13 protein-coding genes are annotated in these 12,949 nt (G+C 70.3%); 8 read left to right on the top strand and 5 right to left on the bottom strand.

Going from position 1 to position 12,949, the window contains the following annotated elements; translation table 11 throughout:
• Positions 1 to 271: 271 nt before the first annotated feature.
• From KOI47_RS20530 to KOI47_RS20515, 4 genes are all read left to right on the top strand, one after another.
• Positions 272 to 757: a helix-turn-helix transcriptional regulator gene (locus tag KOI47_RS20530; RefSeq protein ID WP_216205950.1), complete on the top strand. Its 486-nt coding sequence runs from the start codon at positions 272 to 274 to the stop codon at positions 755 to 757.
• A 132-nt stretch (positions 758 to 889) separates the two neighbouring features.
• Positions 890 to 1,798 (top strand): lytic transglycosylase domain-containing protein, encoded by a 909-nt coding sequence (locus KOI47_RS20525; protein WP_216205947.1) that lies wholly within the window; start codon positions 890 to 892, stop codon positions 1,796 to 1,798.
• A gap of 59 nt (positions 1,799 to 1,857) precedes the next feature.
• The gene (locus tag KOI47_RS20520) at positions 1,858 to 2,253 is read left to right on the top strand and encodes a hypothetical protein (protein WP_216205944.1); all 396 of its coding nucleotides are present in this window, start codon (positions 1,858 to 1,860) and stop codon (positions 2,251 to 2,253) included.
• Positions 2,254 to 2,277: 24 nt separating this feature from the next.
• On the top strand, positions 2,278 to 2,619 hold the full coding sequence (locus tag KOI47_RS20515) for a DUF3817 domain-containing protein (protein ID WP_216205941.1): 342 nt from the start codon (positions 2,278 to 2,280) through the stop codon (positions 2,617 to 2,619).
• Here KOI47_RS20515 and KOI47_RS20510 read toward each other — a convergent pair.
• Genes KOI47_RS20510 through KOI47_RS20490 form a run of 5 tightly spaced genes read right to left on the bottom strand, consistent with a single transcriptional unit; the run spans position 2,585 to position 7,073 of the window.
• Positions 2,585 to 3,487: a spermidine synthase gene (locus KOI47_RS20510; RefSeq protein ID WP_216205939.1), complete on the bottom strand. Its 903-nt coding sequence runs from the start codon at positions 3,485 to 3,487 to the stop codon at positions 2,585 to 2,587. The genes KOI47_RS20515 and KOI47_RS20510 overlap by 35 nt on opposite strands.
• Position 3,488: 1 nt before the next feature.
• Positions 3,489 to 3,884 (bottom strand): adenosylmethionine decarboxylase, encoded by a 396-nt coding sequence (speD, locus tag KOI47_RS20505; protein ID WP_216205937.1) that lies wholly within the window; start codon positions 3,882 to 3,884, stop codon positions 3,489 to 3,491.
• Positions 3,874 to 5,049 carry a type III PLP-dependent enzyme gene (locus tag KOI47_RS20500; protein WP_216205935.1) on the bottom strand — a complete coding sequence of 392 codons (1,176 nt, stop codon included), beginning with the start codon at positions 5,047 to 5,049 and terminating at the stop codon, positions 3,874 to 3,876. Before KOI47_RS20500 ends, speD begins: the two co-directional genes overlap by 11 nt.
• A 12-nt stretch (positions 5,050 to 5,061) precedes the next feature.
• Positions 5,062 to 6,657, bottom strand: a complete 1,596-nt coding sequence (locus KOI47_RS20495; protein ID WP_216205933.1) for a solute symporter family protein — start codon at positions 6,655 to 6,657, stop codon at positions 5,062 to 5,064.
• A complete protein-coding gene (locus KOI47_RS20490) occupies positions 6,654 to 7,073 on the bottom strand; it encodes a DUF485 domain-containing protein (RefSeq protein WP_216205931.1) in 420 nt (139 codons plus the stop codon). The genes KOI47_RS20495 and KOI47_RS20490 overlap by 4 nt, the downstream gene beginning before the upstream one ends.
• Positions 7,074 to 7,824: 751 nt before the next feature.
• On the opposite strand from KOI47_RS20490, the gene KOI47_RS20485 reads away from it, so the two are divergent.
• The 4 genes from KOI47_RS20485 to KOI47_RS20470 are packed head-to-tail and all read left to right on the top strand — an operon-like array spanning position 7,825 to position 12,914.
• Entirely contained in the window at positions 7,825 to 11,223 is a 3,399-nt protein-coding gene (locus KOI47_RS20485) for a sensor histidine kinase (protein WP_216205929.1), read from the top strand.
• The gene (locus tag KOI47_RS20480; RefSeq protein ID WP_216205927.1) at positions 11,220 to 11,672 is read left to right on the top strand and encodes a roadblock/LC7 domain-containing protein; all 453 of its coding nucleotides are present in this window, start codon (positions 11,220 to 11,222) and stop codon (positions 11,670 to 11,672) included. Before KOI47_RS20485 ends, KOI47_RS20480 begins: the two co-directional genes overlap by 4 nt.
• Positions 11,672 to 12,286, top strand: coding sequence for a DUF742 domain-containing protein (locus tag KOI47_RS20475; RefSeq protein ID WP_216205925.1), 615 nt, complete (start codon positions 11,672 to 11,674; stop codon positions 12,284 to 12,286). The genes KOI47_RS20480 and KOI47_RS20475 overlap by 1 nt, the downstream gene beginning before the upstream one ends.
• On the top strand, positions 12,267 to 12,914 hold the full coding sequence (locus KOI47_RS20470; protein WP_408629839.1) for a GTP-binding protein: 648 nt from the start codon (positions 12,267 to 12,269) through the stop codon (positions 12,912 to 12,914). The genes KOI47_RS20475 and KOI47_RS20470 overlap by 20 nt, the downstream gene beginning before the upstream one ends.
• Positions 12,915 to 12,949: the final 35 nt, after the last annotated feature.

Genomic DNA, 12,949 nt, shown 5'->3' with positions numbered 1-12,949 from the left:
CACAAGATTCGACCATCCGGGTGGAATGCGGGGATGGAGACGCTGGTCGACGAATTCATCGCACTCGGGGTCTGGCGGAATACCGGGGTCCGGTCCTACGGTGCTCACATTGCGTGAGCGGCCGATTGCCGCAGCATCCAGCGACAAATACCCCGTGCCCGGCGGAGACCGGAGCCGGTAAGGAACCAGAACCGATATCAGCAGTGTTCGCTACGACCCAGTGTTCGACCCGTGCTGCGGCTACGGCAGTGCGTTGTGAAGGAGGCAGGGGATGACCGGAGATCCCGGAGTTGATGCGTTGATCCGGCAGTGGGCCGCCGAGCGCGAGCAGAGCGCGGAGCAGAAGGAGGTCGACCGGATCGCGTCGGCATGGCTGGCCGACGCGCCGCAACCGGCGCCGGGAATTCCCGGACAGCGCAGCCGCACCGGGGCCGACTCCTGGGCGAACGTCGACTCCGCCGACCCCGGTTACCTCGCGGCCATGCGCAGCAGGCTGCCCGAGGTGCCTGCCGAGCTGCTGAACGCCGCCGCGGGCTGGTGGCAGATGATCGGCGACGTCGCCGAGGCCGAGCGGTGGTGGGACGCCGGGATCAGCCCGCTGGACCAGCGGGCGCTCGACTACCGGGCGGCCGGGCTGACGCCAGCGGACCTGAGCAAGCGGCTCGGCCCGCTGACCGTGCTGGAGCACCTGCGCCGGGGCAGCGCGCCCGCGTGGTGCGTGGCAAGGCTGGCCCGGCAGCGCCGCGACGCCAGCTGACGCCCGCGCCGGGAGCACCAGCCGAACGGGCGGCGCGCCGCGCCACCGTCTCGCGACGGCGTAACGCTAGCCTGCGTAGCGTCGTTGATCGCATAGGTTTGCATCATCCTGGCGAGCGAGAGGCAGTGGTTCGTGCGCGGCACGTCGGCCGAGGCGGGCACCGAGGACGGTGACTCCGCGGCCCCGGAGGCGGGAGACGGGATCTCGGCACGACGCCGGGGCGCCGGGATCCTTGGCAGGCTGCTCATCGTGGCGGTCGTGCTGGCCACGGGGGCTGGTGGCGTGTGGGCGGTGACCGCGGCGGTGACGCCGGAGGCCGGGCCGACCACGATGGAGATCCCGGCGCTCGAGGTGGCCGCCGCCGAGGTGGAACCTGGCAGCGTAGCCCCGGTGAACACGATGCTGGCCGGCGGCAAGGCCCCGGCAGGGGCGTCCGAGCGGCAGGATCCGCCCGCGCCGCGGCGCTCCGGCCCGCAGTCGATCGCCGACTGGGCCGCGCGCACCGAACCCGCCGTCGGGGTCCCGGCACGGGCGCTGATGGCATACGGGCACGCCGAACTCGCGCTGCGCTCCGCCCAGCCCGCCTGCCGGGTGTCCTGGGCCACGCTGGCCGGCATCGGCCGGATCGAGTCCAACCACGGCCGCTACGGCGGCGCCGTGCTGGGCGCGGACGGCAGGCCGTCCAAGCCGATCATCGGGGTGCCGCTGGACGGCTCGCCCGGGGTGAAGGCCATCGCGGACACCGACGGCGGCCGCTTCGACGGCGACGCCCGGCACGACCGGGCGGTGGGCCCGATGCAGTTCATCCCGAGCACCTGGGCCCGGTACTCCGCGGACGGCAACGGCGACGGGCGCGGCGATCCGCAGCAGATCGACGACGCCGCACTGGCCGCGGCCCACTACCTGTGCGCGGACGGCAGGGATATGGCCACCGCGCAGGGCTGGTGGGCCGGGGTCATGTCGTACAACCACTCGGTGGAGTACGCGCAGAAGGTCTTCGGGCTCGCCGACCGCTACGCCAAGGCGGCCAGGGGCCGCTGACCTCCCGGTACGGGCGGCCACCACGCCCGCCGTCTCCGTGCGGGTGCTAGCGTCGAGGTGTGGCCGCAAGCTCGACGTTGACCCGCCGACTCCTGATGGTCGGCGTGTGCGTGTTGAGCATGGTGGTGTGCAGCGGCCTCGCCTGGTGGCAGTGGGAACGCTTCGCCTCGGCGAGCGGCAGCTTCCAGAACCTTGGCTACGTGCTGCAGTGGCCCCTGTTCGGCCTGTTCCCCGCCTTCGTCTTCTGGCGGCTGCGCAAGCTCGCCAAGCGCCCCCCGCAGCAGGAAGCGGAGGCATCCGAGGCTCCCGCGCGGCACCCGCAACCGCGGGCCCCGCGCCCCCCGGTCACCGCGGCGCCGAGCGCGCGGGCCGAGGCCGAGGAGGATGACGAACTCGCCGCCTACAACCGTTACCTGGCCGAGCTGCATGCTCGCGACCAGGAGAACTCCCGCTGAGAAGTAGAGAGGCCCGGCAACAGCATGACCGCGCAGACCCAAGACTCCGCTCCGACCGCGCACTGGCGCGGTGCACTGGCCAGGTTCCGGATTGCCGCATACGTGACCGGTGTCGGCCTGCTCGGCCTGGTCTTCGTCATGGTGCTGCGGTACGGCTTCGACAATCCGGAACCCTCGGCCGTGTACTCACCGATCCACGGTGTGCTGTACATGATCTACCTGGTGCTCACCGTGGACCTGGCGATCAAGGCACGCTGGTCGGTGAAGGGCGCGGTACTGGTGCTGCTCGCCGGATGCGTTCCGCTGGTGTCCTTCGTGGCCGAGCGCGCCGTCACTCGTCGCGTTCAGTCCGGCCAGAAGGTCTAGCCAGGGCGGCCCGGACGCTGTAGGGCAGCACCGTGCAGCCACGTAGCGCCTCGGCGTCCACAGAGGATGGTCGGTAACCGGCTTCGGGTAGCTTGCTGATCATCCCCGCCACCGGGTCGGTGATCTGGTCGGCACGTCCACTGAGGAACGCCCACTCGTGCTCGTCGGATCCGAAGTAGACCACGGTGCCGAAGATGTCCGAGAACCGCCGGGTGGCCGCGATAAGCGTCTCGTTGCGCCACAACGTCGGGCAGCCCGCCTGGGCGGCCAGCACGCCACCGGGAGCGAGCACCTCGGTGCAGCGCCGCAGGAAGTCCTTCGCGTAGAGCCGGTTGTGTTGCGCCTCGGGGTCGGCGTTCTCGTCCGGCAGGTCGATCACCACGACGTCGTAGCGTTGCGTGCCCGCAGCCGCCTCGGCGAGGAATTCCCAGCCGTCGCGGTAGTGCATCCGGACCGGGCCCTCCGCGCGCTCGGCCGCGTCGAGTTCGGCAGGCGAGTAGCCATAGGGAAGGTACTCGGCGCAGGCCCGGACCGCCTCGCGGTCGATGTCGACATGGTCCACGCGGTCGGCCCCGAAGGCCACCGCCTGTTGGCTGAGCACACCCTCGCTGGAGCCGATCACGAGCACCCGGCGGACCTGGTCGGCCAGCAGCGCGGCGGGCACGAACAGTGCCTCGTGATAGACGAGCTGGCTCTCCTCGGTGCTCTGCCGGTCGTTGTCGCAGAACAGCGTGACCCCCTGCGCCGTCCTGGCGATCACCACGTGCTGGTACTCGGTGCGGGTATCGAGCAGGACCTCGGGAAGGTCCCACACCCGGGACAGCCCCGGGCCGAGCGGCTCGACGATCTGGTGTGGTGTAACGGTCAATCTAGCTCCCCTGGGCTGCGGGCTGGTGCCCGCGGTCGACGGTGGACATGCGTACCGAGGCGGCGCCGAGCTTGCTGGCCAGCAGCTCCGCCGCCCGTTCGGGATCGGCGCGTTCGCCGCAGGTGAATACGTCGACGAACACGGCACCGATCTCCGGGTAGGTGTGCAGTGAGGCATGCGACTCCGCCAGCATGGCGAGCACCGTCACGCCCTGTGGCTGGAACTGGTGCGAGATCACATCGCAGACCGTCGCACCGGCCTCACTCAACGTCGTGGCCAGGGTGTCGCGCAGCGTGGCGACATCATCGAGCGCCGCGGCCGGGATTCCCTCCAGCTCGGCAAGGACGTGCCGACCGGCGAACGCTCCGATCGGTGGCCGCAGGTACTCAGTGCGCACTGATCAATCTCCCTCCAGTAATGCAGTACGTAGGTAATGGTTCGATCCCATTGAACGCCACCGACGAGTAGCTTGCGGTGTACGCGCCGGCGGCGAGGATGTCCAGCTGATCGCCCGCGCGCAGCGAGAGCGGCAACCGGTATGAGGTGTGCTGGTACAGCACGTCATCACCATCGCAGGTCGGCCCGGCGAGGATCACCGGCCCTTCCTCCGCCGCGATGCCGGCCCCGCCGACCGGCTCGATGCGGTAGGCGATCGCCTCGTTTTCCGTCTCGGCAAGACCGTTGTACCTGCCGATGTCGAGGTAGACCCAGCGCACCGGGTCGGTGGCGGACTTGCGGGCGACCAGCACGACCTCGGCCCTGATCAACCCGGCCTCGGCCACCATGGCCCGGCCCGGCTCCAGCACCAGCTCGGGCAGCGGATGCCCGAAGTGCGCTCGTAGTGACGCGCTGACCGTGCCCGCGTATTCCGCCAGCGACGGTGCCTCCCGGTCGTAGGACACCCCGAAGCCGCCGCCGATGTTCAGCCTGCGCAGCGTCGTTCCCTGCTCGGCACAGGCGGTGAACACCTTCGCCGCCGCGGCCGCGGCCAGGTCCCACGCCGCGGGGTCCAGTTGTTGCGAACCGACATGGAAACTCACCCCCGTCGGCTCCAGCCCGAGTTCGACCGCGCGTAGCAACAATTCGGTTGCTCGCTGCGGAACACAGCCAAACTTTCGGCCGAACGGGGTCACCGAGTCCGGGGTCTCCGGCAGCAGCCGCACCTGCACCTGCGCCCCCGGTGCGTGCCTGGCGATGTTGTCGAGGTCACCCTCGGCGTCGCAGGTGAACTCGCGCACCCCGGCGCGGTGCGCGTACGCGATCGCCGACGGCTTCTTGATCGGGTTGCCGTAGGACAGTGCGGCCGGGTCCGCGCCCTGGGTGAGGCACAGCTCGATCTCTCCCGGGCTGGCGACGTCGAAGCTCGCGCCGACCGACACCAGGGTGGAGACCACCGGCGGGGCCGGGTTTGCCTTCACCGCGTAGCAGATGCGCGCGTCCCCGAACGCCGCCGCCAGCTCGCGGTAGCGGTCCGCCACCGCGTCGAGGTCGACGACGAGACATGGGCTCGGCAGTGCGTGCTCGGTCAGGAACCGCCTGATCCGGTCGAAGGTGGTGCTCACCAGATCAGGTTCTCAGGCGCCGATGCCGGTCAGCGAACGGACCTCCATCTCGGCGTGCTTGCCAGGATCGGCCTTGGTCCTGCCGAGCAGGGTGCCGACGAAGCCGCAGAGGAAGGAGAACGGGATCGACACCAGGCCGGGGTTGCGTAACGGGAACCAGGCGAAGTCGATCGCAGGGAAGACCGAGTCCGGGGCACCGGAGATCACCGGCGAGAACAGCACCAGGACCAGGCAGGCGGCCAGCCCGCCGTAGATACCGCAGAGAGTTCCCATGGTGTTGAAGCGCTTCCAGAACAAGGAGTACAGCAGGGTCGACAGGTTCGCCGAGGCGGCCACCGCGAAGGCCAACGCCACCAGGAACGCGACGTTCTGTCCGTTGGCCAGGATACCGCCGATGATCGAGAGCACGCCGACGACCACCGCGGTGTACCGGGCCACCCGGATCTCGGTGTCCGCGCTGGCCTTCCCGCGCTTGACGATGTTGGCGTAGACGTCGTGCGCGAATGAGGCCGACGCGGTGATGGTCAGCCCGGCCACCACCGCGAGGATGGTGGCGAAGGCCACGGCGGACACGATGCCCAGCAGCAGGGTGCCGCCGATCTCCAGCGCGAGCAGCGGGGCCGCGGAGTTCTCCCCGCCCGGCGCGTTCCGGATGGTGTCGGCGTCCACCAGCGCGGCCGCACCGAACCCGATCACCAGGGTGCACAGGTAGAACACGAACATGCATGCGGTGGCCCAGACCACCGAACGGCGGGCCTCCCGCGCGTTCGGCACGGTGTAGAACCGCATCAGCACGTGCGGCAGCGCGGCGGCGCCGAGGATCAGCGCCACCGCCAGCGAGACGAAGTCCAGTTTGCTGGTGTCGTTCGCGCCGTACCGCCCGCCGGGCTCCAGCAACTGCTCGCCCAGCGGGCTGTTGTCGGCCGCGGCGGAGAGCAGCCCGGAGAAGCTGAAGCCGAACTTGCCGAACAGGAACACGGTGATCCCGGTGGCGCTGAGGATCAGCAGGCCGGCCTTGATGATCTGCACCCATGTGGTGCCCTTCATGCCACCGACCAGCACGTACAGCACCATCACCAGCCCGACCACGCCGATCACCAGCGCCTGGCCGAAGCCACTGTGGATGTTCAGTAGCAGCGCGACCAGCCCGCCGGCGCCCGCCATCTGCGCGAGCATGTAGAAGAACGAGATCACGAGCGTTGAGGTCGCCGCGGCCGCCCGGACCGGTCGCTGCCGCATCCGGAAGCTGAGCACGTCGCCCATGGTGAACCGGCCGGTGTTGCGCAGCAGTTCGGCGATCAGCAGCAGGTCCACCAGCCAGGCGACCAGGAACCCGATCGAGTACAGGAAGCCGTCGTAGCCGTGGATGGCGATCGCGCCAGCGATGCCGAGGAAGGATGCGGCGGAGAGGAAGTCGCCGGACAGCGCGATCCCGTTCTGCCTGCCGGTGAACACGCTGCCAGCCGCGTAGTAGTCGGCGGTGGAGCGGTTGCGGTGGCTCACCCGGTAGACCACGAACAGGGTGATGGCGACGAACAGCGCGAACACCCCGGTGTTGAGTACCGGGTCGCTGAGGATCCGCTCGTCCGCGGCCAGTGCCGTGCTCATTGCTCGGGTACCCCGGCCTGCCTGCGGATCTCGGCCACCCGGGGATCGACCTGCCGCCGGGCGAACCGCAGGTAGGCCACGGTGACCACGACCGTGCTGAGGAACTGCAGGACACCGAGCACCATCGCCATGTTGACCTGCCCGAACACCTTGGTGCTCATGAACTCGTGCGCGTAGGCCGCGAGCAGCACGTAGCCGAGGTACCAGGCGAAGAACAGCAGGCTCACCGGGAACACGAACCGGCGCAGCCTGCCGCGCAGGGCGCGGAACTCGGAGCTGCGGTGGATGCGCTCGTAGTCCGGGGTCACGCTGGTCGCGGGCCGGGGTTCTTCCCCGCGCCCGCCGAACATCACCGGGATGCGACCGGTCTCCTCGAGCGGGCTGCCTGCCGTGGTGGCGCGTGCGACGTCGGGCATGGGCTCTCCGGAGGCGGGACTGGTTCGGCGGCTGGCTGGCGACTGCACGAGGCAGGGCGCATATGGTAGCGACGCCGATCGTCCTCACTCGTTAGTGGGTTGTGGACCGACCGGAAGTAGAGCTGACCCGCGAGAATGCGGCAGCAGGTGGATGTACGATGATCGGCAACGGGCAGTGTGGCCGGTCGGTAATTACCGTTCGTGATCACGAGTCGGGGAGCGGTGTTCCGGTGGCGCGGCCGATCGGCCGCCTCGGCCCGACGATGAAACACCACATCATCGTGGAATTTATCTCCGCTTCATCCTGGTGTATGGATACGCCCGGTAGGCGTCGACCGCGACTCCCCGGCGTTGCAAGGTCTGAGTGGGTGACACGCGAACCGGTGACTCCATGGAATCTGTAGCCGAATTGCCCATCCGGAGAAGTCGCGTTGCCGAGACGACTTTGCGAAACTGTTCACAACATCATTTCGGCTGGTCATGTCGGGTATGCGCGGAGAAATTGATTTCCACCCGATTGGTGTACGCTTCTTTCGCCAGCTTGGCCATCGTGTCGGCTCGGCCGGACGCTCGTGCGGCTGCTTGTGCGCCTGCACTTGCATCGTGCGAGTTGCAGCCAGCCGGGGCCAGGGGGTCGACAGGACATGGACAGTAGTACCGAACGCGCCAGCGCCGAACGAACCAGCACCGACCAGACCAGTGGCGAACCGGACAGGGAGTCACCTTCGTGACCGTTGCAGGACAAGGACAAGTGCCTGTTGGGAAGCTCCTCGGCCAGCAAGCGCCCCGCCCGCCGAAGTGGCGGCTGAAGTGGCGGGAACTGCTGCAGTGGCGCGACTGGAGCCTGCCGGTCAAGCTGGCCGCGGTCACCCTCGTCCCGATGCTCATCGCCCTGGTGCTCGGGGGCACCACGATAGCCGGCCAGGTCGAGCGCGCGGACGGCTACGAGCGGATGGAGGCGCTGGTCGCGCTGAACGGCGAGGTGCGTTCGGTGCTCGGCGAGGTGCAGGACGAGCGTACCCAGACCGTGCGGCTGCTGAACCAGGGCCTTGCCGGTGACTCCGCCGAGCTGCAGACCACGCGCGGGGAGCTCGACCGGGCGATCCCGGCGATGTCCGAGGCCGCGGACCGGGCGGTGGAACTGGACGGGACGCTCAGCGGTGCCCAGCGCGAGGCCGCCACGCAACTGGACCGGCTGTCCGGGATCCGGGAGCAGGTCGGCGCGGGCCAGCTGGACCCCGGGCAGGCCGTCGAGGAGTACTCGGCGATCACCGGCGCGCTGCTGGCGCTGGACACGACGCTGGTCTCGCAGCTGAGCGACCCGGAGATCGGCGGGACACCGACCGCGCTGCACGCGCTGCTGGCCGCGGCCGAGCAGGTCTCCTTCGAACAGGCGCTGGTCGGCTACGGGATCGCCCGCGCGGGGCTCACCCCGGACGAGCTCAACCAGGTGCGGGCCGCGCAGGTCCGGCTGGCCGACCGGCTGACCGAGTTCCGGGCGGCGGCGAGCGGCTCGCAGCGGCAGCTGTACGACGGCACGGTTTCCGGAGCGGAGTTCGCGGCGCGGCAGGACCTTGCGAGCCAGGTCGCCGCGGGGGACGCGCTGAGCGGGATCGACCCGCAGCGCTGGCAGGAGGCCTCGACCGCGGTCACCGACCAGCTCGGCACCGTGGCCGACCGGCTCGGCACCGGGCTGGGGGAGACCACCGCGGCGCTGGTCGAGGGTTCGAGTAATGACGCGGGACTGCTCGCCGTGCTGCTGTTCAGCGCGTTCGTGCTGGCCGCTGCGGTGGTCTTCGTGATCACCAGGCAGTTGCTCCGGTCGCTGCGGGTGCTGCGGGCCAGCGCGCTGGACGTCGCCGACACCCAGCTGCCCGCCGCCGTGCACAACATCCAGGAGGGCCGTCCGCAGAGCACCGAGCTGCAGCCCGTCCCGGTGCGCACCGCCGACGAGGTCGGTCAGGTGGCCAGGGCTTTCGACGCCGTGCACAGCCAGGCGCTGCGGCTGGCCGTCGCGCAGGCCGCGATGCGTACCGGCTACAGCAACGTGTTCGTCAACCTTTCCCGCCGCAGCCAGAGCCTGGTGCAGCGCCAGCTGCAGCTGATCGAGCGGCTGGAGCGGGACGAGGAGGACGCCGACCAGCTGGCCACCCTGTTCCAGCTCGACCACCTCGCCACCCGGATGCGGCGCAACAACGAGAACCTGATGGTGTTGTCCGGGGCGGAGCCCGGCCGCAGGTCGGGCCAGCCGATCAGCACCACGGACGTGCTGCGGGCCGCGGTCTCCGAGATCGAGCAGTACCAGCGGGTCGTGGTGCGCACCCCGCCGGCCTCGCGGGTGCTCGGCTACGCGGCCAGCGACCTGATGCGGCTGCTCGCCGAACTGCTGGACAACGCCACCGCGTTCTCCGCGCCGGACACCCAGGTCATCGTGGTCCCCCAGCTGATGGAGGACGGCTCGCTGTCGCTGGACATCATGGACAAGGGCATCGGCATGAACGAGGCCGAGGTCGCCGAGGCCAACGCCCGGCTGACCGAATCGGCCTCGGTGGACCTGGCCACCTCGCGCCGGATGGGCCTGTTCGTGGTCGGCAGGCTGGCGAGCAGGCACGGCTTCGGCGTGACGCTGCACGGCGGCAAGGACATCGCGGGCGTGCGCGCCACGGTCACCGTCCCGGCGGGCCTGGTGGTGGGCGAGGACGCCCAGCAACCGCCCGCGCAGCCGGAATCGGCGCCGCAGCCCGCTGGCGCCCCGCTGCCGCGGCGGCAGCGGCAGGTGAACGGCACTCCGGTGGAGCGGCCGGGGACCGGGCACGGCGCCGCGGTGAACGGGTTCGGCGGCGGCCCGCAGGCCCCGCCGCCACGTACCGCGGGACCTCCCTCGGAGATGGAGGTCTCCGGGACGGCGCTGTTCAGCCCGATCGACCGGGACGACCAGGATGCCGACCGCTCCACGCGGCCCCAGCAGCCGAAACCGGCCCAGCCCGCGCCGAGCCCTGCGCAGCCGGAGGCCGCGCAGCCCGCCGAGCCCGCTGCCGCCTGGCCGACCGAGCAGGACGGTCCGGACGAGGCCGCGTCGGCCCAGGAGGTGGCCACCGGGGCCACGGAGGCCACCGAGGACGGTGCGGGCGCCGGGGACACCCAGGACACCCAGGACGCCGTGAGCACCGAGCCCGCGGAGGACACCGAGACCACCGAGCGGGTGCAGCACCCGGCCGCGGGCAAGGCGGACCGGCGCAGGCCGGGGGCGGTACCCGGCGGCAAGGAACTGTTCGAGGCGAACAGCACCGTGCTGAGCGACTGGTGGAGCGCCGCGACCACGGCCGCCGACGCCGCCCGCAGGGCACAGCAGGCCGACGACTGGCGGACCGAGACCACCCCGATCTTCGACGCCACCCTCTCCGCGTGGTTCCGCACCGCCGAGGAGCAGCCGAAGGCGGCGGAGGAGCGTGGCGACGCGGCCAGCGCGGCCATGCAGAGCTGGGACTTCGCCAGCGACGAGAGTTGGCGTACGGTGCAGGCGGTGTCCCGGACCGAGCCGTCCAGCTACACCCCCGCGGGCCTGCCCCGCCGCAGGCGCGGGGAGTACCTGATGCCGGGCAGTGCGGCGCGCACGGAGGGCGGCGCGGAGGAGTCCACCGGCAAGGCTGCGGAGCTGCCCACCAGGGATCCGGCCGATGTCCGGGGCAGGTTGAGCAGCTTCCAGCAGGGGCTCAGCCGGGGACGCAGGCGCAGTTCGGGCGAGCAGCCCGGCGCGTCGCAGCAGGCCCGGCCGGAGCAGCGGCCCGGCGGTGCGGGCGGCAACCAAGAGCACCCCCAGGATCCCCAGTCCACCCAGGACCGCAAGGACACCCAGGGCACGCGGTCGGAAGGCGACTGGTCGTTCGCCTCCGACGAGCGGCACCGGTCCGCGCGGTCCGCGATGAGCTCGTCACCGTCCGCCTATACTTCGGCGGGGTTGCCCCGGCGTCGTCGTGGCGAACGGCTGATGCCGGGCAGCGCCGGACCGGCGAAGGCGGCACCGCGCGCCGAGCGCGATCCCGCCGACGTCCGCGGGCGGTTGAGCAGCTTCCAGCAGGGAATCCGCCGGGGCCGGCACCAGACCGCTGAACCGGCCGACGGCAACCAAGAGAAAGTGGAGGGTGAATGACCTCGCCGGAAGGGGCACAGCCTCAACAGAATCAGTTCGGATGGTTGGTCAACGACTTCGCCGAGCGGGTGCCGGGGGTGGCCCACGCGGTCGTCGTCTCCGCGGACGGCCTGCTGTTGACCTCGTCGAACCGCCTCCCGCTGGACCGGGCCGACCAGCTGGCCGCCGTCGCCTCCGGGCTGGTGAGCCTCACCCAGGGCGCCGCGCGGTGCTTCGAGGCCGGGGCGGTCAACGAGACCGTGGTCGAGATGGAGCTGGGCATCATGGTGCTGATGTCCATCAGCGATGGTTCCTGCCTGGCCGTACTCGCGGCCCCGAACTGCGATATCGGGCAGGTGGCCTATGAAATGACCCTGCTCGTGGACCGGGTCGGGCAGATCCTCACCCCGGAGCTGCGCGCGCAGCTGCAGAGCTCGGGCGGCTCGCTGATCGGTGAACCGGTGGGCTGATGAACACGGGATCGGGGTTCTTCGGTGAAGAGCCGGGCGCGGATCGCCGGCCCCAGGAGGAGGGGAGCGGCGCCGCCGAAGGGCGCGCGGAGGAGAGCACGTTCGCCGATGTGCTCAACTCCTTCACCTTGGACTCCGGGCGCGGCCGGAAGAAGCGTAAGAAGAAGAGCAAGGAGGACTCGCGCGGCGACGCGGGCGCCGCACGCCCTGGGCACTCGACCGGAAAGGAGCAGCGCGTGTCTGCCGAAGCCATCCCCTTACCGGCGGCGGAAGAGGAAACGGGGTTCGTCCGCCCGTATGCCATCACCGGTGGCCGGACCAAGGCCAACTACGCACTGGAGCTGGAGACACTGCTCTCCACCCGGGAGCACGACACCATGCCGGCGCCCGAGCTGGTCGAACATCGATTGATCATGGAAGAATGCCGGACCCCGCGGTCGGTCGCCGAGATCGTCTCGGCCCTCCGGGTTCCGCTCGGCGTCGCGCGAGTCCTGATCAGTGACGCGGCAGATGCGGGTCTGATCGCTGTGCACAGGACCGTCTCGAGTGACGACGGCGCCGAGGAACATCTGATGTTGATGGAAAGGGTTTTGAGTGGACTCCGTCGGCTTTAAGGCACCGCGGAATGCGGAAGGTGTAGCCCGCCAGGCGGCGGGCGGCGGCACCGCGGCGCCGACCATGACGTCAGCCAAGATCGTCGTGGCCGGCGGGTTCGGCGCTGGCAAGACCACCTTCGTGGGGTCGGTGTCCGAGATCGTCCCGTTGACCACCGAGGCGATGATGACCGATGCCAGTACCGGCATCGACGACCTCGATGCGACCCCGAACAAGTCCACGACCACCGTCGCGATGGACTTCGGCCGGGTCTCGCTGGACGAGGACCTGATCCTCTACCTGTTCGGCACGCCGGGGCAGCAGCGGTTCTGGTTCATGTGGGACGACCTGGTACGCGGCGCGATCGGGGCCGTGGTGCTCGCCGACACCCGGCGGCTCGCCGACTCCTTCGCCCCGGTGGACTTCTTCGAGGATCGCGGCCTGCCGTACATCATCGGGCTGAACACCTTCGACGGGGTGCTGCACCACGACGTCAACGACGTGCGCGAGGCGCTGTCGATCGACCCGAACACCCCGATCGTCCGGTGCGACGCGCGGGACAGGGAGTCGACGAAGCAGACCCTGATCACCCTGGTCGAGTACGCCATGCGGCAGTGGATCGCGCGCCGCTCCGCGGCAGCGCAGTAACGGGTCGGGTGACCGTCATCACGGTGGGTCATGCC

It is taken from the genome of Amycolatopsis aidingensis, from assembly GCF_018885265.1.
In the GTDB taxonomy this organism is placed as follows: Bacteria; Actinomycetota; Actinomycetes; order Mycobacteriales; family Pseudonocardiaceae; genus Amycolatopsis; species Amycolatopsis aidingensis.
Note: the sequence above shows the minus strand (reverse complement) of the source record. Positions and strands in the feature narration are given on the sequence as shown.